Genomic DNA, 22,389 nt, shown 5'->3' with positions numbered 1-22,389 from the left:
TCCGGTGGTACGGCCGGGCTTCAAACCCGGTTGGGGGTGTCAGACACTCCCGGGTCGGTTCGACTCCGGCTGCCTTCAGTCAACAACATCGAATCCGGCGAATCGCCGCATGGGTACCTATACAGGACGTATCGTCGCGAATCGCGCGGGAGAAAACTGCGCTGGGCCGCTTGATATTCCGACGGCCCGGTAGCGCCAAACGGAGGGCCACGCGTTTGCGCTCGCCAACTATCGGGGCGAACATGCTCCACACGTCCTAGATCGACCGCCCAAACAACTTGTTCACCACGCCGCGCAACCAGCGATTGCCCGCTTCGTGATGGTACCGTGCATGCCAGTGCTGTCGCACGGCGAATCCGTCGACGGGAAGCGGACAGGTGTGCACTGCCACGTCGCTCGAGTGTGCCAGCGTTTCGCCGATATGGCGCGGTAGCGTCGTGATCAGGTCCGTGCCCTGAATGATCGCGCCCAGTCCGAGGAAACCCGGCAATTCCAGCACGACCTGCCGCTCGATGCGCTCCCGTGTGAGGGCCTGCTCGAGTAGCTGTGCACCGGTCCCGCCCGCAATCGCGACGTGCCCTTCCGCGCAATACTGCTTCATGCTCAGCCGTGCGCGAATCCTCCGGTGCCGGCGACTGGCGAGGCACACCCAGTCCTGCTCGTACAACTGCTGCTGATAGATGCCGCCGGTGAGCCATGGCACATAACCGATCGCGAGATCGGCTTCCCCCGACTCCAGCGCCCGTTCCGTGTTCCCGTCGATCCTTGCCGCCTCCAGCCGGACGCCGGGCGCGTGCACACGTACATATGCCAGGATCTGCGGCAGCAACGTGATGTCGCTGGCATCGGTCATGCAGATCCGGAACCGTCGTTGCGCGGTCGCGGGATCGAATTCGATCTCCCACGCGGTGAATCGTCGCAGCGATTCGAGGATTTCCCGGCAGGGGCCGATCAGCGCGTCGGCCTGCGGCGTTGGCGCCATGCCGCCCGACGTGCGAATGAACAACGGATCGTGCAGGCATTCGCGCAGACGCCCGAGCCAGATACTGATGGTCGGCTGGCTCTGCCCGAGCTGCTCCGCGACGCGCGTCACGTTGCGCGTGTCGTACAGCAGGTCGAAGAGTTGCAGCAGCTTCAGATCGGGCAGGTCGGTCGGCAGCATCACATTATTGTCCATTGCAATGACGTCATTGTAGTCATTGAATTGCGAAAATAAGTGGCGGCGCCTATCTTGCGGCCATGCACCGGCCTTGTACGCAACCGACGTGCAATGCAGGAGGCCGGCGCCGCAGCGAACGCGCGAACCGCTCACACCGGGATCGGGCCGGACGCCGCAACGCTGGATTACGTCGACATCGGGTCGACCGAAACGCAAGCGACCAGGGCAGGCGCCCCGGTCGACAGGAGACATCATTGAAAATCGCAATTCTGGGGGCCGGCGCGCTGGGTTGCGCGATCGGTGCCACGCTCACCGAGGGCGGCCATGAAACCTGGCTGATCGCCCGATCGCCCGAACACGTCGCCACGATGCGCGACAACGGCTTGCGCGTCGACGATAGTCGCGGCTCGCGTCAGGTTCGCGTTCGCGCCACAACGCAGGCAACCGAAGCCGGCGTCGCGGAACTGGTGATCGTCCTCGTGAAATCGTTCCACACCGACGCGGCAATCCGCGGCGCGCGCGCACTGATCGGCCCGGACACGCTCGTGCTGTCGTTGCAGAACGGCCTCGGGCATGAAGACATCCTGGCCGACGCGGTTGGCCGCGAACGCGTGCTTGCCGGCAAGACCTATGTGGGGGGCGTGTTGCGCGCCGCCGGGCATATCGAGTCCGGCGTGGTCGGCAAGCCGACCTACATCGGCGAACTCGACGGTCGTATCACGGCACGCGTGCAGGCGATCGCGGATGCGTTCAATGCCGCCGGGCTCGCGACGACGGTCAGCGACAACATCGTCGGCACGATGTGGGACAAGCTGCTGGTCAACGTCGCGACCGGCGCGCTGACGGGCATCACCGGATTGACCTACGGCCAACTCTACGACGAGCCGCAGTTGAAGGCGACGTCGCTCGCGGCGGTTGCGGAAGCCGTCGCGACCGCACGGGCGGCCGGCGTGACGCTGTCGATCACCGACCCCGCGCAGGCCTGGACGCTGGCGGCCGAGGGACTGCCGGCCGCATTCAAGACTTCGATGCTGCAGAGCATCGAGAAGGGCTCGATCACCGAAATCGACTTCATCAACGGTTCGGTCGTCCGCTACGGCGAGCGCCATGGCGTGCCGACGCCCGTCAATGCCACGCTCGTCGCCTGCATCAAGGGAATCGAACGCGCGATGGCCGAGCGCCGGCATCCGGGAGCCGCGGCATGAGCGCAACGAACGCCTATCTCGAACACGTGGCCGTCTGGGTGAAGGACATCCGCTGGCACATCCGGTTCTTCGAGGACGTGCTCGGCATGACGATGCGCGAGGTGGACGGCACGCCCGACGCACCCCGGCAATACTGGACCCTCGGCGGCCTGCAGTTCATCCACGCACCGGAACACGACGGCCCGGAAGGCCGGCTCGCGCACCTCGGCGTGATGTGCGAGGACCTGGAAGCGGCGCTGGCTGCCGCACAACGATTCGGCGTGACCCCAATGCCGCAGGGCCGCAACTGGATCCGGCTGCCCGACGGCCTGGCTGTCGAGCTGATCCAGGCAAAACCCGCGTCATGCGTTGCGCAGGCGCTGGCCATCGATCCGCGGGCGGAGGCATGACCATGACGATCGTCGAAAAATACTGGGACGATGCGCGTGAAGGCGACGCATGCGTGAGTCCGAGCTACACCGTGACGCGCGAGCGCATTCTCGCGTATGCCGACCTCACCGGCGACCACACGCCGGTGCACGTCGACGAGGACTATGCGAACGCCAGCCACTTCGGCTGCATCGTCGCGCACGGTCTGTTCGGACTCTCGATTGCCGATGGCCTCAAGACGCAGAGCGATTACCGCTTCGTGCCGGGCATGTCGCTCGGCTGGACCTGGGACTTCCTGCTGCCGATCCGGGTCGACGACGTGCTGCGCGTGCAATTCCGTGTGGGCGCGATGCGCGCGAGCAACAGCCGTCCGGGCTGGGGCATCGTCGTGCTGCCGTCGGATCTGGTCAATCAGCATGATCAGTTGGTTCAACGCGGCGAGCATCGCCTGATGGTGCCGCGCCGGCCGGGAGCATATTGATGCAAGCTCGTCCCCTGGAAGGCCTGCGCGTCGTCGACTACAGCCACTTCCTCGCCGGCCCCTACGTCGGGCGCTGCCTCGCCGCGCTGGGCGCCGAAGTGATCAAGGTCGAGCGCCCCGGCAGCGGCGACGCCGGCCGCCAGCACGCAACCGTGCTGGACGACCAGCAAAGCGGTTATTTCCTGCAGCTCAACATGGGCAAGCGCGGTGTCAGCGTCGACATGAAGGACCCGCGCGGCAAGGCGTTCATGCAGCGACTGTGCGATTCGGCTGACGTCTTCGTCGAAAACTACCGGCCCGGCGCGCTGGACCGGCTCGGACTCGGGTATGCCGACCTGTCCGCCCGCAACCCGGGGCTGGTCTACTGCTCGATCTCCGCATACGGCCATACCGGACCGGATGCGCATCGGGCGGGTTTCGGGCTGATCGCCGAAGCCAGAAGCGGCATCATGCAGATGGTCGGCACGCCGGGCGAGCGCCCGCCGCTGCTGCGCATCTCGCTCGGCGACATGTACACCGGCATTCATGCGGTCGCGGCGATCAACGCCGCGCTGCTGGGACGCGCGAAGAGCGGCCGCGGCCAGCATATCGACATGGCGCTGTACGACACGCTGGTATCGATGCACGAATACGCGGTGCAGTGCTACACGCTGCAGGGCGTGCTGCCCGAGCAGACCGGCCACGATATGCCCACGTCGACGCTTTACGGCGTGTTCCGCGCGGCCGACGGCGATCTCGTGATCGCCGCGCAGGTGGATGACGCGTGGAAGCGCTTCGCCGCACTCGTCGAAGCACACGGCGGCCAGGCAGGCTTCGGCGACGATCCGCGCTTTCATGACAGCGTGGGCCGCAATGCGTATCGCACGGACATTCTGGCGGTCGTCGAGCCGTGGGTTGCGGAGCGGCCGGTTGCAATGCTGCTGGCGCTGCTCGACGGCATCGACGTGCCGTGCGCGAAGGTGCAGCGTATCGACGAGGTGCTGGCTGACCCGCAGATCCATGCGCGGGGGATGATCGTCGAGCAGCAGCATCCGCGCTACGGCACGCTGCGCCTGCCTAACCTGCCATTCCGTTTCTCCGATTGCGACACGACGATTCGCGATGTCGCGCCCGACCTCGGGCAGCACAACGCAGACATCGCGCGTTCGCTCGGCTTTGCCGCGGCCGAGATCGCCGCGATGCAGGCCGACGGCGTTCTCTATTCGAAGCGAGCCCATGATGACTGACCAGTATGCGGTGATCGGCAACCCGATCGGACATACCAAATCGCCGCTCATTCACGGCCTGTTTGCCCAGGAAACGCAGCAGGACATGCGCTATGCGGCGATCGAGGGGCCGGTCGAGCCGCCGGAAGGATTCGAACAGGTCGTGCGCACGTTTGCGTCGGGGGGCGGGAAGGGCTTGAACGTCACCGCGCCGTTCAAGCTTGCGGCCTTTGCGATGGCGGACGAGTGCAGCGAGCGCGCGACACTGGCGGGTGCGGCCAACACGCTGAAGTTCGACGAAGGACGGATGCTTGCCGACAACTTCGACGGGATCGGGCTGGTTCGAGACATCGAAGTCAATCTCGGCCTGCCGTTGGCCGGCAAGCGCGTGCTGCTGCTCGGCTCCGGCGGCGCGGCGCGTGGCGCGGTGCAGCCGTTCCTGGCAGCCCGTCCCGCCGAACTGGTCGTCGCGAACCGCGACGTCGCCAAAGCGCAGGCGCTGGCATCACGGGTCGCCGGACACGGCGCCATCGCCGTGTGCGGATACGCGGAGCTTGCGCGGATGGGGCGCTTCGATTTGGTGGTCAACGCGACGTCGGCCAGCCTGACCGGCGATCTTCCGCCGGTGCCGCCGGGTGTGTTCGGTCCGGACGGTACCGCATACGAATTGGCTTACGGCAAAGGCCTGACGCCGTTCCTGCGACTTGCGAGGCAGGCCGGCGTGCTCGGCGTGGCGGATGGCGTCGGCATGCTGGTCGAGCAGGCAGCCGAGGCCTTCGCGTGGTGGCGAGGCGTGCGCCCGCGAACGGGCGCGGTGATCGACCGGCTGACCGTGCCGCTCGATTGAAGGCAATGTGGGTGTGAACGAAGCCGATCCTGATGTAGCACGGCATCGATCGAAGCATGTTTCGAGTCGGTTGCGCTTGCCGGTGATCCATATCTGAGATGGAAGGGCGGCTGTCGCCCGCGTCGCCCTGCTTTTCCAATGCGATGCGCGGCCGTTATTGCATGCGGGCGGCGATCGCGTTCGCCCGGCGCTCAGGACTCGGCGATTCCTGGTATCCGGAAACCGCTTGCTCGGAAGTTGCCGCTGATTGCACATGATCCGTCGCTGCCCGGCGGGCGACGACGGATCGCCCGCGTTGCCCCGCCATTTCCTACTCGTTCCCTGTCAATTCCGATCCCCGTTGCGAGGCAAGGTCGGGCGATGCCCTTTCTCGGCGTAGCAGCGCGCGGTGCACGTATTCCAATGCTGGACGGACATCGAACGGCATGGAAAACCCTGTCTCGCGGATTATTTTGAGCCGTTGACATATGACGTCTCACCTAATACCTTGACGCCTGAGCTGCTTGCGCGGCTCGATGTCGGTGTTTCATTCAACGCGATTTTTGCCGCCCGCTAGGGCGCTGCAACGCCGTCCGGCCCCGTCGTGCCGCCAGGTTTGTATGACGAATGGCAATGACCCGGCAGCGTCGGCCTATTTACATTCACTGAGGTGTCAAATGAAGATCTCGTTTTCCGTCAAGCAGGCTTCAATGGCGACGACGCTCGTCGTCACGGGCCTGACATTCGGCGGCTTTGCACATGCCGCTGACGTTGCGATCGGGTTTGCCGCGCCGTTGACCGGGGCATCGGCACACTACGGAGCGGATCTGAAGCGGGGCGTCGAACTCGCTATCGACGACGCGAACGCGAAGAAACTCGTGATCGGTGGTCAGCCCGTTCGCTTTACGGTGGACGCCGAGGATGATCAGGGTGACCCGCGGACCGGATCGCAAGTCGCGCAGAAGCTCGTCGACGCCAAGGTCGCCGGTGTTGTCGGACACTTCAACTCGGGAACCAGCGTGCCGGCTTCACGCATCTACTACAACGCCGGGATACCGATGGTTTCGCCGACGGCGACCAATCCGACGCTGACGTCGCAGGGCTTCAGCACCGTGTTTCGCGTGACGAACTCGGATGCGCAGATGGGGCAGCTCGCGGGTCATTCCGCCGTCGAAGCGCTCAAGGGCAAGAGTATTGCCGTGATGGACGATCGCACGTCGTTTGGCCAGGGCATGGCCGACGAATTCGTCAAGGGCGTGAAGGCGGCGGGCGGAACGGTCATCGACCGAGAGTTCACTACCGACAAAGCAGTGGATTTCCGCGCGCAGCTGACGCGAATCAAGTCCTTCAATCCGGACGTGATCTTCTGGGGCGGTCTTGATCAGCAGGCCGGCATGGTGATGAAGCAGATGCGCCAGCTGGGTATCCGGGCGACGCTGCTGGGCGGCGGCAGCTTCGAGAACGACACGTTCCTGAAGGTGGCCGGCAACAGCGCGGAGGGCGCGGTGTCTTGGGACTACGGCGTGCCGCTGACCAGGCTGAAGTCCGGCAAGGCGTTCGACCAGAAGATGAAAGCCAAATACAACGAAGGCGTCGTTGCCTATTCGCCTTCCGCCTACGACGCAACGTGGGTGCTGATCAATGCGATGCAGAAGGCAAATTCGACCGATCCGAAGGTCTATGCACCGTTCATCAAGTCGGTTTCGTTCGAGGGTGTGTCGGGGAACATCGCATTCATGCCGAACGGAGACATGAAGGATCCTGCCGCGACCTTTTACAAGGTGATCGGCGGAAAGTGGGTGCCTCAGGCGATCGCCTACGGCGACAAGGTCGAGCCGATCAAGAACTGACGGGAACGGCATCGTGAAGCGCGCTTCGCAATGGCGGCGCGGCGCGGCGCGGCACGAGCCGAAGCCGCCGTCGTCGGAGCAAATGACCAGGACACGATACGAACTAAACAGGGGTTTGGAAGAGAAAATGAGGAATCCATATTTTAAGATCGCGGTAATTTCCGCGGGCATGATGGCGGCGCATGCCCATGCGCAAAGCACGGTCACGTTATACGGCATCGTCGACACGGGCCTGATGTACGTCCATAACAGCGGCGGGAAGTCGACACAGCTGATGATGGCAAGCGGAACGGAATCGGGGTCGCGGTGGGGTTTGAAGGGCAGTGAAGAACTGGGCGGCGGACTGAAGGCGATCTACCAGATCGAGAACGGCTTCAACTCGACGTCGGGACGCCTCGGCCAAGGTGGCCGCATGTTCGGTCGCCAGGCATACGTCGGTCTATCCGATGCAGGCGGCTGGGGCTCGGTTACGCTGGGCCGCCAGTACGATCCGCTGATCGATCTCGTGCAACCGGTGCAGGGTGACAACTACCTCGGCGGATTCTTCTCGTCGCCGGGCGATATCGACAATGCCGATAACAGCGTGCGCGTCAACAACGCGATCAAATGGTCGAGCCCGATCTGGTCAGGGCTGCAATTCTCCGCGATGTATTCGTTTGGTGGCGTAGCCGGTGCGACCGGGTCCGGCCAGACGTACAGCGGCGCGGCTGCGTACACCAACGGGCCGCTCGCGGTCGCGGCTGGCTTCCTGCATGTCGACAACGGCAATGGCTCGGCCGCCCAGCGCGCGAATACATCTGCCGATTCCCTGTTCAACAGCAGCGTCAACGCGGCATATGCTTCCGCGCGTTCGGTCAACATTGCGCGAGCGGGTGGCCGATATGCGCTGGGGGCATTCACGCTGGGTGGCTATTACAGCTATTCGCAGTACAACCCCGATGCCTCGTCGGCGTTCGGCCGATCCGAGAAATACCACAACGGCTCGGTATACGGCGTGTGGCAAGCCAGCCCGGCGCTGCTGGCCGAGGTCGGCTACAACTACCTGCGTTCGCTGGGCGATTCGTCAGCCAGGTATCACCAGTTCAGCGTGGGTGCCGACTACAACGTCAGCAAGCGCACGGACATCTATACGGTCGCGTCCTACGGGCACGCGACAGGCCAGAGCGGCGCCGGCGCAGCCCAGGCAGTGATCGGGTCCATGGATATCGATGCCGGAAAGAGCGCTCAGGTCATCGTGACGGTTGGCCTGCGGCACCGGTTCTGACCTGTTTCGAGCGACGTGCTCCAGGAGCGGTTGAACGGCTCCCGAACGACTGAAGCGGGAGCCGCTCTTGATGATTGCATGGGGGTTTCTCATGCCTTGGCATATGACGTCTCACTTAATACGTTGAATGTAGTCGCCTTAGCCTGACACCGCGACCCCGCGGCGATTTCACTGTCGATTTCACGGGGATGTTTCGATCGATTGATGGCCTGTTGCGATCGTCCGTCGCAGGGCTTGCCCGGATCGAGCCACTCCAGAACCGTTGAGGTATCACATGAAGACCACGCTGTTGTTCAAGCCCTTCTTGCTCGCCATGTCGCTGGCGGCCGGAGTTCTCGTATCGGCTCCCGGCGCTTATGCCGGAGATGTGGCCATTGGCCTTGCGGCGGGACTGACCGGTCCGTCGGCGCACTACGGGGAGGACATCAAACGCGGCGCTCAACTCGCCATCGAGGACGCCAATTCCAGGAAACTGGTCATCGGCGGGCAGCCGATTCGCTTCGTCCTGCAGGTCGAGGACGATCAGGGCGACCCTCGCATCGGCGCGCAGGTGGCGCAGAAGCTCGTGGACGCACACGTGGCCGGCGTGGTCGGGCACTTCAATTCAGGGACGAGCATTCCTGCCTCGCGGATCTATAACGATGCGCGCATTCCGATGGTATCGCCCGCCGCGACCAATCCGACGCTCACCTCGCAAGGCTTCCCCAATGTCTTCCGATTGATCAATTCCGATGCGCAGATGGGGCAACTGGCCGGGCGCTTCGCCGTCGAATCGTTGAAGAGCAAGAGCATCGCGGTGATCGATGACCGCACGGCTTTCGGGCAGGGTATTGCCGACGAATTCGTGAAGGGCGTGCAGAAGGCGGGAGGAAAGATCGCCATGCGCGAATATACGACCGACAAGGCAGTCGATTTCCGGGCGCAGCTGACTCATATCAAGTCGGTCAGCCCGGACGTTGTTTTCTGGGCCGGCCTCGACCAGCAGGCGGCAACGATCGCAAAACAGATGCGCGCGCTGGGTATCAAAACCGTGCTGCTGGGCGGCGGTAGCTTCCAGAACGACACCTTCCTCCAGGTGGCCGGGCCGCAGGCGTCGGAGGGTGCATTGTCGTGGGGATATGGCGCACCGCTCGATGCGTCGAAAAACGGCAAGCAGTTCGATGACCGGATGAAATCCAAATTCGGTCATGGCGTGGTCGCATTTGCCCCGAACGCTTATGACGCAACGTGGGTCTTGATTCGAGCGATGCAGAAAGCGAATTCGACCGATCCGAAGGTTTATGCCGGCGAAATCAAGTCGGTCGCCTTTCCGGGGATCACCGGCGATGTGGCGTTCTTGCCGAACGGTGATCTGAAGGACCCGGGCGCCACGCTGTACAAGGTCGAACAAGGCAAATGGACACCGGTTGCCACGACCAATGGCGACAAGATCGAACCCATCAGGGCCAATTGAGCATCGGGTGTCCGTGAAGCGCTCGGCGCGGGACCGACGTTGCGGTTCCGCGCGCCTGCTTCATGATCGGCCTCGCGATACGACAACAGATCCGAAGACAGTCGCTGGTCAGCCGCGGCTGCGCGTCTCGTGTATCGGCAGGCTCCCCGTTCAGGCGGCCGGACGATGTCGCTGGTCGCCCCAACGTGCATGGCGCGCCGCGCCGGAAGGATCGCATGGAAGAAGTCATCGTTATCGGAGCGGGTGTCATTGGCTGCTCCGCCGCGCTTAATCTGGCTCGTCTCGGATTCAGGGTTCATGTCGTCGACGGTTCGACGCCGGGTTCCGGCTGCTCCTTCGGGAATGCCGGAATCATTGCTGCCGAGCATGTTGCGCCGCTTGCGAGTCCGCAAACGGTCGCCGGGATTCCGCGCATGCTGTTCCAGCCGAACGGCCCGCTACGTCTGAATGCGCGGGGACTGCCGCGCATGGCTTCCTGGATGCTCGCTTTCGCTGCGCAATCGATGCCGTCCAGTTACCGGCGCAATACCGAAGCGCTTGCCAGTCTCGTTACCGCCGCTGCGCCGGCATGGCAACGCCTGATTCAATCGCGTGTGTTGCCGGACGATCTGTATCGGGACATCGGTTCGCTTTACGTCTTCGAGCGTCCTGAGAAGCCCGAGGCGCGGCGCCGGCATCTGGAGATCCTCGACCGCTATCACGTCGATTACACGGAACTCTCCGCCGACCGCGTGCGGGCGGAATATCTGCCGGGCCTCACGCGAGCGATCAGTCATGCCCGTTATTTTCCCGGCATGGCTTCGGTCGCGAATCCGCTGCGTGTCGTTCACACCCTCTTCGATGCGGCTCGTTCCGCTGGCGCGACGTTCGCACAGGCGCACGTCGCGCATGTCGAGCCGCTGCCTGACGGCCGCGTCGGCGTGCACGCCGGCGGAAACGTGATGGCGGCGAACAAGGTGCTGATCGCCGCCGGCGCTCGCAGTGCCGAACTGACCGGCAAACTCGGGACGACGATCCCGCTGACCAGCGAACGCGGCTATCACGTCGAGCTGCACGAGCCGGCGGCCGATTGCCTGAGGGTCCCCGTCAGTTTTGTCGAGCGAGGCTTCACCTGCAACCCGATGGAGAACGGCATACGGCTGGCCGGCACCGTCGAACTCGGTGCCGACGACGGGCCGGACTGGAAAAGGGCAGACATGTTGGTGAGCCAGTTCGCGAGCCTGTTCCCCGATCTGAATTCCCCGCGGATGTCGAGCCGATGGTATGGGGACCGACCGACGCTTCCCGATTACCTGCCCATGATCGACGCGTTGCCGACGGCCCGCAACGTATTCGTTGCGACAGGCCACCAGCATCTCGGCCTCACGCTTGCGCCGCTGACCGGTGAACTGGTCGCGCAGCTGATCGCCGGCAATGCGACGTCCATTGACCTGAATCCATTCGGCGCGAATCGCTTCAAGCGGTAACGGTTCACATTAAACGTTTCGAGGAGAGCAACACGATGAATGACATTCCCGTATTTGGAAGCGGCGCGACAGCGGCACTGCTGGATTTCGGCGCGCTTGTGGATGCATTGGAGGCGGCTGGTCGCGAGCTCGACGAAGGGCGTATCCACTGCCCGGTTCGAATCGGTGTGCCATTGCGGCAAGAAGGGACCTTCCAGTCGATGCCGGCCAGTGCCGACGATCTGGCGATCCACAAGCTGGTGAGCGTGAACCCGTCCAATCTCGCAAAGGGATTGCCCACGATTTTTGGCCTGGTCACGGTATGTGATGGAGGAACCGGTGAGCCGCGATTCGTACTCGACGGCCCAACGCTCACCGGCCGCCGTACCGCGGCATTGTCGATGCTCGGCGTGCGGCGCCTGCATCCGGGGACGCCGACATCGTTCCTGGTCGTCGGTACCGGCGTTCAGGCCCGGTATCATGCCGCTGCGATCGCTGCGCTGTATCCCGGTGCGCGCTTGTACGTGAAGGGAATCGATGCATCGGCCGAGCGCAGCTTTTGCGAGTCGGTAGAACGCGAGGGCGTGATGGCGATTCGCGCGGAAGGGGGCGTGCCCGCCGACATCGACACGGTCATCACGATGACGACGAGCAAGACGCCCGTATACGACGAGGAAGCGAGAGCCGACCGGCTCGTCATTGGTGCAGGCTCTGCCACGCCTGACGCCGCTGAACTGTCGCCGAGGACGATTCGTGGCAGCGCGCTGTTCGTCGACAACCTCGCTGGTGCGCGTTCCGAAGCCGGTGATTTCCTGCAGGCCGATGTCGACTGGTCGCAGGTCACATCGATCGGGTCGATCGATCCGGCCAGTGTGCTGCGCGGTACTCCCGTTCTGTTCAAGACGGTCGGTTGCGGCGCCTGGGATCTCGCTGCATGCCGGGTCGCCCGTGACTCCTTGAGCTCGAAGGAGGCGGCCACGCACTGAGCGACTTCATCGACCGTGAATGCAACTGCAGGCCGACGACAGCATGCCTGTCGTCGGCCTGCAGCCGTGCCGGTCGATCCGATGCAGCGGAAGTGCTGCCCGACGGGTCACTCCGATCGCGCGCTCGTCAGGTTATGGTAGCGCTCGAGGCTCTCGTTGAGATGGCGCCGCATCGCGCGGCGTGCGCCGCTCTCGTCCTGGCGCTCGATGGCGTCCAGGATATCGCCGTGTTCGCGCTGAATCCGCTTGATATACGTCTTGCGCTCTTTCAGATTCGCCTTGGCGTGCTTCAAGCGCAGATCGCCGATGATCTCCTGCCCCAGGGAGCGCAGGATCGAAACGAAATGCGGGTTCTCGGAGCACGTGGCGACGGCCAGATGGAATTCGAAGTCCGCCCGCGCGCATTCGGCATCGTTGTCGATCGCGACGATCTCCATCCGCGCATACACTTCCTTGAGTGCCTTCAAATGCGGCTCGGAGCGGCGCCGTGCGGCATAAGCGGCACCTTCGGTTTCGATGCCGCTGCGCAACTCGAGGACGTGCATCGAATTGTTCAGCGTCGCCGAGTCGATGAAATTCAGTTCCGATGCCTGATCGGTTTCATCTGCGACGAACACGCCAACGCCATGGCGGGCGATCAGGCGGCGTCCGAGCTTGAGCGACGCGACTGCTTCGCGAATGACGGTACGACTCACGCCGAATTCCGAACACAGCTCCGGTTCGGTCGGCATTTTGGAGCCCTTCGGATATTCACCGCGATCGATTTTGTCGCTCAGCGCCTGAATGACGAGTTCGGTCAGGCTGCGTCGCCGCCCGGAACTGGCGGCATTCTTCAGGAGAGTTTCAGCGTCCAGAGACATTCCGTGTGCTCCACACAGGATATGATGGCTCTGCAATTGTCGGATGCAGGCATACCGCGCCGGCGCCCGGTTATCTGTGTGACCTGCGCCGTATGACATATTATGACTTTAGCATACTCGCGGGTACGCCCGCGCTCGCCTCGCGGACAAGGGCGAGGCGAGCGCAGGTTTGTTGATCTACGTCACGCGTAGATATAGCCGCCACTGACGATCACGTTCTCGCCGGTCGCGTAGGTATTGCGGCTGCTTGCCATCATCACGACCCATTGCGCGATTTCCTCGGGTTCGGCCGCGCGGCCGAGCGGGTTGGCTGCAGCCAGCTCACCGAGGAAACCAAGCTTTTTCGCGCGGTCGGTAGCAAAGCCTGCCGGCGCGACGGAGTTGACCAGGATGCCATCCTTCGCGACCTCCTCGGCGAACGATCTGGTGAGACTGACGACAGCCGCCTTCGTGGCAGCATAGTGTCCATTTTGCGGATGCGCCTTGAACGCGTCGACCGACGTGATGTTCACGATGCGGCCAGCCACGTGAGCTTCGACCTTCGGCCGTGTGCGCATATGCTCGATCGCGGCGACCATCATGTGATAGGTGCCTTTGATGTTGACCGCGTTTTCAAGATCCCATTCGTCATCCGAAATTTCGAGCAGCGGGCGGCGCGGATAGATCGCCGCGCTGTTGACGAGGCAATCCACGCGTCCCAACGCTTCCAGCGCCTGGCCGAACACGGCATGCGCCGAGTCTTTGCGCGTGATGTCGCCTTCAGCGCCGAATACCTGATGACCGTCCGCCCTCAGGGTGCGGACGGTTTCATCGAGCAGCGGGCCGTTCTTGTCGACGAGTGCGATGCACTCCGCGCCGTCGGCGAGCATCAATTTGGCGACCGACAGGCCAAGGCCCGAGGCGCCGCCCACGATGACAACACGTTGATTTTTCATGATTGGTGATTCTCCGTTCCTAAAGACGGTGACTAGCTGACCGACACGATTTGCGAACCGCCCGCGGCCTGGTCGGTCGGGAACACTTCCATTCTCGACACGTCGACACAGTCGGGAAGGGCGATGGCCGTCGCGATCAGTTCGGCGATGTGTTCCGGCTGAATCGAGCGGTACGCGTCGTAGAGCTTTTCGTTTGCGCCGGCTTCGCCGAGCGCGGTGCGATACAGGCTCGTCTGGACGCGGCCCGGCGCGATTTCGGTCACGCGAACCTTGCTGCCGAGCAGGTCGCAGCGCAGCGAGTCGCAGAACATGCTGATTGCGGCTTTAGTTGCGCCATACACCGCGGTGTTCGGGTGCGGAAAGCGGCCGGCGCTGGAGCCGATGAAGAACAGGTGACCACGCTTTCGCTTGAGCATGCCGTCAAGGGCCATCTGCGCGATGCGCAGCGGCGCACGCAGATTGACGTCGATCATGCGGTCGATGTCGGCCGCCGCGCATTCGTCGAACCTGGCGATGGCCGGCAACAGCCCGGCGTTGTTGACGACGACGTCGATTTCCACGCGTTCGAACAGTGCCTGCAGCGGCGACGTGTCCTGCAAGTCGACGGTGATCGGCGTCGCGCCGAATTCCTGCGCCAGCGCATCGAGTGCGGTGGCGTCCCGTCCGAGTGCATAGACTTTCAGGCCGTCCGCGGCAAGCCGGCGGGCGATTGCGCGTCCGATGCCGCTCGATGCACCGGTGACGAGCGCGGTTTGGTACGGCTGAGCATTCATGGTGTTGCCTTTCGTTGTGCGGTGTATCGGGGTGGCCTCAGATCACGCCTTCCTCGAGGAACGGTCGATTCTCGACGACGCGGTCGTAACCGAGCGGCGAGAGATCGAGCGAGCGGTACTCGCCGTATGTGATCAGCTCGTTGAGACCGCGGCCGACTGCCGGCGCCTGTTGCAGTCCATGGCCGCTGAAGCCGTTGGCGAACAGGAAATTCGTGACTTCCGGATGCGGTCCGACGATTGCGTTGTGGTCGAGCACGCAGAAATCGTAATGTCCCGCCCACGAGTTGACCACCTTGATCGCTTCAAACGCCGGGATGCGTTCAGCGAGTGCCGGCCAGATGATCTCCTCGAACTCCGAATGCACCACGTCGAAGTCGTTGACGTCGGCAAGCGGATCGGGATCGGGATAGCAGCCCGTCAGATAGTATTGCCCTTCCGGTCGGAAGAAGATCCCCGTCGTGTCGATCGTGAGCGGCACGGTGCCCGCGAGCGGCGTGCGGCAGTCGAACACGAACAGGCACCGCTTGCGCGGCTCGACCGGAATCTCCAGGCCAGCGAGGCGAGCCATCGCCGGCCCGCGCGTGCCAGCGGCGTTCACCACCAGGCCGCATCCGATCGTCTCGCCGCTCTTCAGTCTGATGCCGGTGACGCGCGAGCCTTCGCGAACGAGATCGATCACCTCGTTTTCGATGTACTCGATGCCGAGCGAGCGTGCCTTGCGGCGCATGCCCTGCAGCAGGCCGTAGCTGTCGAACCAGCCTTCGCCGCTTTGCCCGTACACGCCGTTGACGAGTTGATCCGTGTTGAGCCAGGGAAAGCGTGCCTTGAGCTGTTCGGGATCGAGCAGCACGACGTCCGCGCCATTCTCGCGCTGCGTCTTGTAGTTGCGCTCGAACATCGGCGCACCGGCCGCATCGCCGAGATACAAATAGCCGTTTTCCTTGAAACCGAGTTCCGGTGCATCACCGTCGACTTCGACGAGTTCGTGGAACCGGCGGATGAACTCGGTGCCGAACTGCGAGATCTTGATGTTCAGCGGATTCGAGAACTGCTGACGAATCGACGCGCTCGACAAGGCCGTCGCGGACTGCGCGTACGTCCAGTCGCGTTCGACGACGAGCACCGATCCCTTGAAGTCGGGATTCTTCGCGAGGAAATAGGCTGTTGCGCTCCCGACGACCGCGCCGCCCACGATGACGACGTCGTAGTGCGTCTTTGCTGCTTGCTGTGCCATCTCTTTGCCTTTCAAAAGTATCGTGCCGGGCCGGCGCTCAGTCGACCTTGGGATCCTCGAAGTGCCCGTCGGCCGCGAACTGGCCGCCCTGGAAGCGCACCGCCGGATGGCGCGGGTCGGGCACGACCGTATTCGCATAGACTTCCGCGCGGTAGACGTCGGCCGTGTCCTTCGGGCGATAGCCGAGGTAGGCGGCCTGCGTGTTGTCCCAGAAGTTCGCGCTGTTGTTCGAGTTGCCGTACACGATCATGTGGCCGACACTCGGCGTCATCAGCGACTGGACGCACAGATGCGAGAAGTCATCGTAGGAAAGCCAGGTGGCAAGCATGCGGCGATCGACGGGCTTCGGGAAGCATGAGCCGATCCGCAGGCAAACCGATTCGATGCCGAACTTGTCGAAGTAGTAGCGCGACAGGTTCTCGACGAACGTCTTGCTGACGCCATACAGGCTGTCCGGACGCTGCGGCACGTTCGAGTCGATCGTCTGCGTGCATTCGTAGAAGCCGATCGCATGCACCGAGCTCGCGTAGATCACGCGTTTCACGCCGGCCTGGCGTGCGCCTTCGTAGATGTTGTAACTGCCGACGATGTTCGAGTCGAGAATGACCTGGAACGTGTTCTCGCGCGGTGCGCCGCCCATGTGGATGACCATGTCGACGCCTTTCAGCATCTCGAACACGGCGTCGCGATCGGCCAAGTCACAAATGAAGTGCTTTTCGTTCTCCCGTACCTCGCCGAGCGATTGGCGGGCGTTCAGGCTGAGCGTCTCCGCATAGGGGCGCAGCGAGTCGCGCAGGACGGAACCGAGCGCGCCGCCGGCGCCCGTGATCAGGATGTTCTTGAATGGCGGTTTGGTGATGTTGGTCATGTCGCGGGTCCTTATCGGGTGGCCGACGCGTTCAGTGCGTCGAGCGTGATGCCGTAGTCGTCGCGCAGTTGCGCTTCGGAGATGTATTCGTTGCGGATGTCGCGCAGCAGCTCTTCCTTGCTGCGTTGTTCCGGGGCGCCGACACCGCCGCCACCTGGCAGCGACAGCACGACACGCTGGTACTCGGCAACTGCCTGCGTGCCCTTGCCCTTCATCCTGGTGCCGTCGGACAGCGTTACCTGTCCGGCTGCACCTGATTTCCCGCCTGCGTGGCCGCGCGCGGGATGATCGATGCGGTCGAACATCGCATTGAAGCGGAATTCGTAACCGGTACGCGGTCCGATTTCCACGATCTGACCGAGGCCGCCGCGGTGTTTGCCCGCGCCGCCCGATCCCGAGCGCATTTCCTTGCGCCACACGACGATCGGGCCGACCTGTTCGGTCGCCTCGACCGACATCGCGTGAACGCCGCTCGGAAACGCGGTTGCCGAGAGGCCATCGAGTTCGGCGCGCGCACCGGTTCCGCCGCTGTTGAACATCAGGATTTCGGCGCCCTTGAGCCCGGAAGCCTCGCTCACGGGGCGGGCACTGACGTGGAGGTTCCAAAGTGCACCGGCGCCTTCAGTCGGCACGCGATTCGGCAGAATCTTGTCGAGTGCGCCGAGCACCAGATCCGGAACGAAGTGGCCAAGCACATGCCGTACGGCCACCGGGCTCGGTCGCTGTGCATTCAGGATGCAACCGGCAGGCGCTTGCACACGGAACGGTTCGAGCGAAGCTGCATTGTTGGGGACCTCGGGCGCGATGATGCATTTCAGCCCGTAGCACGCATAGGCCTTCGCGTACAGCAGCGGGACGTTGATGCCGAAAGGACTTGCGGGCGACGATCCGGCGAAGTCGGCGAGCAGGTGATCGTCGGCGACCGTCAGCGTGACGTTCAGCTTGACAGGCGTGTCATAGCCGTCGAGCGTCATCTCGTTGGTCTGCGTGCCCTTCGGAAGGGCGGCGATCCGTTCGAGCGTCGCTTCGCGGCTGCGCGCGAGAATGAACTCGCCGATACCCTCGACGTCGGCGAGGTCGAACTCCCGCAGCATCTCGAGCAGACGCTTGTGCCCTGTCTCGTTGCACGATGCAAGCGCATAGAGATCGCCGACGACCTTGTCGGCTTCACGAACGTTGTTGCGAATGATGTTGACGAGGTCCCGGTTGACTTCGCCACGTTCGATCAGCTTCATGATCGGCACGAACAGACCTTCTTCGTAGACTTCGCGCGAATCGGGGCCGAACCCGCGTCCGCCGATGTCCACCACGTGCGCGGTGCTTGCGAAATAGCCGATCAGTTCGCCGTCGAGAAACGACGGGGATACGACCGTGAAGTCGTGCAGGTGCCCGGTGCCCCGCCACGGGTCGTTGGTCAGGTAGACGTCGCCTTCATACATGCGCTCGACGCCGATCTCCTTCATGAAGTGTTCGACGGCCTCCGCCATCGTGTTGACGTGACCTGGCGTGCCGGTGACCGCCTGCGCGAGCATGCGGCCGCGCTTGTCGAAAATGCCTGCCGACAGATCGCCCGCCTCGCGTACGCTGGTGCTGAATGCGGTGCGGATCAGGGCCATCGCCTGTTCCTCGACGACGGAGATCAAGCGGTTCCACATGACCTGCATGTGGATCGTATCGATATTGTTGAGAGACATGGTTACTCCTGATTCGCGGTGGCAGCGGTCAATTCTTTCGACGTGACGAGAAGGCAACCGTCGGGCTGCACAGTCGCGTTGAACGAGGACGTGACGAGGGTCGAGGTCTCCGGTTCGACGATGATGGCCGGACCGACGACGGTTTCGCCCACGCGCAGCGAGCTGCGCTCGACGATGGCGGCCTCGACGGATCGATGCAGTGCCGCATCGAAGATCTGGCGCGTCTGCGGCGTGCCGACCGGATCGAGCCCTTCGACCAGTTTCAGTCGTTCGACCGGGGGGAGCGGCGAGCTTGCCTTCACGGCCCAACTGACGATCTCGATATCCAGTCCGTCGATCGGACGGCCGAAGAATTGCGTATAGGCTTTCGTGAACAGCTCGGCAAACGTGGCGCGATCTTCCGCGTCGAATCGGCGATAGGGAATCGCGATGGGGATTTCCCAGCCCTGGCCGACGTACCGCATGAACGCCTTCACCTCGACCACCGGCTCCATGTCGCCCGATCCCTGGCGCGCGAAATGGTTCGCTTCGGTGCTGAGTTGCTCGACGATCTCGTTGAGTACGTCCGCATCGAAATCGTTGAACCGCATGCTTGCGCTTCGGACGCTTTCATAGCCGAAGGGAGCACGCAGAAAGCCGATCGCCGAGCCCACGCCGGCGCCGGGCGGCACGACGAACTTCTTGATGCCGCTCTTCTCGCACAGCCGCGCGGCGTGCAGCGGGCCGGCTCCGCCGAACGTGATCATCGTGTAGTCGCCAATGTCCTTGCCGCTTTCGACCGCGTGCACGCGCGCGGCGTTGCTCATGTTTTCGTCGACGACTTCCGCCACGCCGTATGCGGCTTCCTCGGGGTTGAGCGACAGCGCGGCGCCGACGTCGTCGAGCATGGCACGAGACGCGTTGTCGACCGACAACGGGATGGAGCCGCCGGCGAAGTTGTTCGGATCGAGTCGGCCGAGCAGAAGATCGGCGTCGGTGACGGTCGGTTGCATGCCGCCGCGCTGGTAACACGCGGGGCCCGGCTCCGATGCGGCGCTTTGCGGGCCGACGCGGATCTGGCGCATCACGTCGAGCGACGCGATCGAACCGCCGCCCGCACCGATTTCGACCATCTCGACGACCGGGATCGAGATCGGCATGCCGCTGCCTTTCTTGAAACGATAGGTCCGCGCGACTTCGAACGTGTTGGCGGTCTTGGGCGTGAAGTCGTCGATCAGGCAGATCTTGGCGGTCGTGCCGCCCATGTCGAACGACAGTACGGTGTCGAGCCCGTATTGCGCGGCGATATGCGCGGCGAAGATCGCGCCGCCGGCCGGGCCGGATTCGACGAGACGCACCGGGAACTCCGATGCGCTTTCGATCGATACGATGCCGCCGCCGGAGTGAATGATGAAGATCGGGCACACGGCGCCGGCGGCGCGGACCTGACCCAGCAGGCGGTCCAGATACGATTTCATGATCGGGCGCACGTATGCGTTCGCGCAAACCGTGTTGAAGCGTTCGAACTCGCGAATCTGCGGCGACACTTCGCTCGAGATCGACACCGACACGTTCGGCAGCCGCTTCTCGAGCGCGTTGCGCATCATGCGCTCGTGAACGCCGTTGACGTACGCATGAATGAAGCCGATAGCGATGCTTTCGTATCCGCCTTGCTCGATGCGATCCGCGACGCGGTCGATCTGTGCCTCGGTCGGGGCCAGCAGGACGCCACCTTGTGCATCGATGCGCTCGCTCAACGTGAAGCGGTCGCAGCGCTCGATGAGCGGCGGCGGAAGCTTGATGTTCAGGTCGTATTGCTCGAACCGGTTTTCGGTCCGCATCTCGATGGTGTCACGGAAGCCTTCCGTCGTGATGAAGGCTGTTTTCGCTCCGCGTCGCTCGATGAGCGCGTTCGTGGCGAGCGTCGTGCCGTGAATGATGACGCCGATGTCCTTCAGCTCGATGCCGGCCTTGCTCGCGACAATGCCGACGCCTTTGATGATCGCGCGTTCGGGCGCTGTGTAATCCGTAAGGACCTTGGTGGAAAAGAGCTTCCCACCGAGTTCGAGCGCGACATCGGTAAAGGTCCCGCCGATATCTACGCCGACTCGTGCCTTGTCGTGACTGGCCACCATGACTCTCCTGTTTAAACCATTGCATGCGCCCGGCATGTGCGGGGCGGATTCGCGATTCACGAACAGCGGATTGTGGGGAGGGCGCGAAGGATGCCCATCACGATCCTTGCCGGCTCGGCACCTGATCTCAAACGGGTACGGAACCGATGTTTTTTGCTCGTTGACATATGATGAGTGACGTCTTACAGTGATGTCAACAGAGACAAATTAATTTTCGTCTTCCGCGTTCCGGTGTGTCCCGGATTGATTGTCTAAGTTATTGTTTATAAGTGATATTTTGTTGTCTCGTTCCGCTGGGTGATGTCCGGTGTCAACGTCTGGATGTAACTATACGCGACGCGCAAAATTTGCAAAAACTATTTTTTTCGGGGATTTTTGAGGGCGGCGCGGAAGGTGTCGCGGTTCGGCGGCAGCGGCCATTTCGGCCGTTCTGAAGGCGTGCCGTCGGGAAGCGGCGCGCATTGCGTCGTCATGCCAGCGATGGGTGCTGGTCGGTTCATTCAATTTGCCTCAGCGAGTGGGGCGTTATGGAGTGTCGGTGGATATTTTCGTTCAGCAGATTCTCAATGGGCTGGTGCTCGGCAGCGTGTACGCCATCATCGCGTTGGGCTACACGATGGTGTACGGCATTCTCGGCATCATCAACTTCGCGCATGCGGACGTGATGATGGTTGGTGCGATGGTCGCCTTGTCGGCGATCACCGTGCTGCAGAACCACTTCCCCGGACTCGGCAACATCGCCACGCTGACGATCGGCCTCGTTATCGCCGCGGCCGTGTGCGCATTCCTTGGCTTCACGATCGAGCGCGTCGCGTACCGGCCGCTGCGTCGCGCGCCCAAGCTCGCCCCGCTGATCACCGCGATCGGCGTGTCGATCCTGCTGCAGACGGCCGCGATGATCATCTGGTCGCGCAACCCGCTGCCGTTCCCGCAATTGATGTCGACCGATCCGATCAACGTGATCAAGCCGACCGACACGACGCCGGGCGCCGTGATCTCGCTGACCGAGATCGTGATCATGGCCGTCGCCTTCGTCGTCATGGGGAGCCTTCTGCTGCTCGTGCACAAGACCAGGCTCGGCCGCGCGATGCGCGCGATCGCGGAGAATCCGAACAATGCGAGCCTGATGGGCGTGAACCCGAACTTCGTGATCTCCGCGACCTTCGTGATCGGGTCGATGCTTGCCGCGGTGGCCGGCGTGATGATCGCATCCGAATACGGCAACGTGCACTTCTACATGGGCTTCATCCCTGGCCTGAAGGCGTTCACGGCGGCGGTGCTCGGCGGGATCGGCAACCTCGGCGGCGCGATGGTCGGTGGCCTGGTACTCGGTCTGATCGAGCAGTTGGGGGCCGGCTACATCGGTGATATCACCGGCGGTGTATTCGGCAGCAACTACCAGGACGTGTTCGCGTTCATCGTGCTGATCATCGTGCTGGTGTTCCGTCCGTCCGGTTTGCTGGGCGAACGTGTTGCCGATCGTGCTTAAGGAGACTGATGTGAATTCGACTCAACCGATCGAAACCCCGATGACCCTCGTCGAAGAGCGCAACACCGCCAAGACCGTCATCATCGGCATCCTGACCGCGGTCTTCGTGATCGCCGCGCCGATCATCATCGGCTCGGCCGGCGGCAACTACTGGGTCCGCGTGCTCGACTTCGCGATGC

The 22,389-nt window shown here is 63.2% G+C and carries 20 protein-coding genes and 1 pseudogene; 12 read left to right on the top strand and 9 right to left on the bottom strand.

The window, feature by feature from the left end; genetic code table 11:
- Positions 1–256 precede the first annotated feature (256 nt).
- The gene (locus tag DIE21_RS35825) at positions 257–1,177 is read right to left on the bottom strand and encodes a LysR family transcriptional regulator (protein ID WP_124502064.1); all 921 of its coding nucleotides are present in this window, start codon (positions 1,175–1,177) and stop codon (positions 257–259) included.
- A 236-nt stretch (positions 1,178–1,413) separates the two neighbouring features.
- Here DIE21_RS35825 and DIE21_RS35820 point away from each other — a divergent pair, with 236 nt between their 5' ends.
- The 10 genes from DIE21_RS35820 to lhpI all read left to right on the top strand — a co-directional run bounded on the left by DIE21_RS35820 (position 1,414) and on the right by lhpI (position 12,243).
- Positions 1,414–2,364 (top strand): ketopantoate reductase family protein, encoded by a 951-nt coding sequence (locus DIE21_RS35820; RefSeq protein WP_124502059.1) that lies wholly within the window; start codon positions 1,414–1,416, stop codon positions 2,362–2,364.
- Positions 2,361–2,753 (top strand): VOC family protein, encoded by a 393-nt coding sequence (locus DIE21_RS35815; RefSeq protein WP_124502058.1) that lies wholly within the window; start codon positions 2,361–2,363, stop codon positions 2,751–2,753. Before DIE21_RS35820 ends, DIE21_RS35815 begins: the two co-directional genes overlap by 4 nt.
- Positions 2,754–2,755: 2 nt before the next feature.
- Complete coding sequence (locus tag DIE21_RS35810) at positions 2,756–3,214, top strand: MaoC family dehydratase (RefSeq protein WP_124502057.1); 459 nt, start codon at positions 2,756–2,758, stop codon at positions 3,212–3,214.
- Entirely contained in the window at positions 3,214–4,440 is a 1,227-nt protein-coding gene (locus DIE21_RS35805; protein ID WP_124502056.1) for a CaiB/BaiF CoA-transferase family protein, read from the top strand. Before DIE21_RS35810 ends, DIE21_RS35805 begins: the two co-directional genes overlap by 1 nt.
- Positions 4,433–5,266, top strand: a complete 834-nt coding sequence (gene aroE / locus DIE21_RS35800) for a shikimate dehydrogenase (RefSeq protein WP_124502063.1) — start codon at positions 4,433–4,435, stop codon at positions 5,264–5,266. Before DIE21_RS35805 ends, aroE begins: the two co-directional genes overlap by 8 nt.
- Before the next feature lie 656 nt (positions 5,267–5,922).
- Entirely contained in the window at positions 5,923–7,095 is a 1,173-nt protein-coding gene (locus tag DIE21_RS35795; protein WP_124502062.1) for a branched-chain amino acid ABC transporter substrate-binding protein, read from the top strand.
- Between the two features lie 127 nt (positions 7,096–7,222).
- A complete protein-coding gene (locus tag DIE21_RS35790; RefSeq protein ID WP_124502061.1) occupies positions 7,223–8,359 on the top strand; it encodes a porin in 1,137 nt (378 codons plus the stop codon).
- A 274-nt stretch (positions 8,360–8,633) separates the two neighbouring features.
- Positions 8,634–9,812: a branched-chain amino acid ABC transporter substrate-binding protein gene (locus DIE21_RS35785; protein WP_124502055.1), complete on the top strand. Its 1,179-nt coding sequence runs from the start codon at positions 8,634–8,636 to the stop codon at positions 9,810–9,812.
- 215 nt (positions 9,813–10,027) lie between these two features.
- A complete protein-coding gene (locus DIE21_RS35780) occupies positions 10,028–11,278 on the top strand; it encodes an FAD-binding oxidoreductase (protein WP_124502054.1) in 1,251 nt (416 codons plus the stop codon).
- 35 nt (positions 11,279–11,313) lie between these two features.
- Complete coding sequence (lhpI, locus tag DIE21_RS35775; RefSeq protein ID WP_124502053.1) at positions 11,314–12,243, top strand: bifunctional Delta(1)-pyrroline-2-carboxylate/Delta(1)-piperideine-2-carboxylate reductase; 930 nt, start codon at positions 11,314–11,316, stop codon at positions 12,241–12,243.
- 107 nt (positions 12,244–12,350) lie between these two features.
- Here the strand turns inward: lhpI and DIE21_RS35770 are convergent, their stop codons facing one another.
- The 8 genes from DIE21_RS35770 to DIE21_RS37465 all read right to left on the bottom strand — a co-directional run bounded on the left by DIE21_RS35770 (position 12,351) and on the right by DIE21_RS37465 (position 21,221).
- Positions 12,351–13,103, bottom strand: coding sequence for a FadR/GntR family transcriptional regulator (locus DIE21_RS35770; protein WP_124502052.1), 753 nt, complete (start codon positions 13,101–13,103; stop codon positions 12,351–12,353).
- Between the two features lie 182 nt (positions 13,104–13,285).
- Positions 13,286–14,038 (bottom strand): SDR family NAD(P)-dependent oxidoreductase, encoded by a 753-nt coding sequence (locus DIE21_RS35765; protein WP_124502051.1) that lies wholly within the window; start codon positions 14,036–14,038, stop codon positions 13,286–13,288.
- Positions 14,039–14,070: 32 nt separating this feature from the next.
- On the bottom strand, positions 14,071–14,811 hold the full coding sequence (locus tag DIE21_RS35760; RefSeq protein WP_124502050.1) for an SDR family oxidoreductase: 741 nt from the start codon (positions 14,809–14,811) through the stop codon (positions 14,071–14,073).
- Positions 14,812–14,848: 37 nt separating this feature from the next.
- Positions 14,849–16,045: an FAD-binding oxidoreductase gene (locus DIE21_RS35755; RefSeq protein ID WP_124502049.1), complete on the bottom strand. Its 1,197-nt coding sequence runs from the start codon at positions 16,043–16,045 to the stop codon at positions 14,849–14,851.
- Between the two features lie 37 nt (positions 16,046–16,082).
- A complete protein-coding gene (locus DIE21_RS35750) occupies positions 16,083–16,913 on the bottom strand; it encodes an NAD(P)-dependent oxidoreductase (protein ID WP_124502048.1) in 831 nt (276 codons plus the stop codon).
- A gap of 11 nt (positions 16,914–16,924) precedes the next feature.
- On the bottom strand, positions 16,925–18,607 hold the full coding sequence (locus DIE21_RS35745) for a hydantoinase B/oxoprolinase family protein (protein ID WP_124502047.1): 1,683 nt from the start codon (positions 18,605–18,607) through the stop codon (positions 16,925–16,927).
- Positions 18,608–18,609: 2 nt separating this feature from the next.
- The gene (locus tag DIE21_RS35740) at positions 18,610–20,781 is read right to left on the bottom strand and encodes a hydantoinase/oxoprolinase family protein (protein ID WP_260432601.1); all 2,172 of its coding nucleotides are present in this window, start codon (positions 20,779–20,781) and stop codon (positions 18,610–18,612) included.
- A 296-nt stretch (positions 20,782–21,077) separates the two neighbouring features.
- Entirely contained in the window at positions 21,078–21,221 is a 144-nt protein-coding gene (locus tag DIE21_RS37465) for a hypothetical protein (RefSeq protein WP_185640780.1), read from the bottom strand.
- 38 nt (positions 21,222–21,259) lie between these two features.
- On the opposite strand from DIE21_RS37465, the gene DIE21_RS35735 reads away from it, so the two are divergent.
- On the top strand, positions 21,260–22,210 hold the full coding sequence (locus DIE21_RS35735) for a branched-chain amino acid ABC transporter permease (RefSeq protein WP_124502046.1): 951 nt from the start codon (positions 21,260–21,262) through the stop codon (positions 22,208–22,210).
- 10 nt (positions 22,211–22,220) lie between these two features.
- A pseudogene (locus DIE21_RS35730) lies at positions 22,221–22,389 on the top strand (ABC transporter ATP-binding protein); the annotation flags it as partial.

The organism is Burkholderia sp. Bp9140 (genome assembly GCF_003853425.1).
In the GTDB taxonomy this organism is placed as follows: domain Bacteria; phylum Pseudomonadota; class Gammaproteobacteria; order Burkholderiales; family Burkholderiaceae; genus Burkholderia.
Note: the sequence above shows the minus strand (reverse complement) of the source record. Positions and strands in the feature narration are given on the sequence as shown.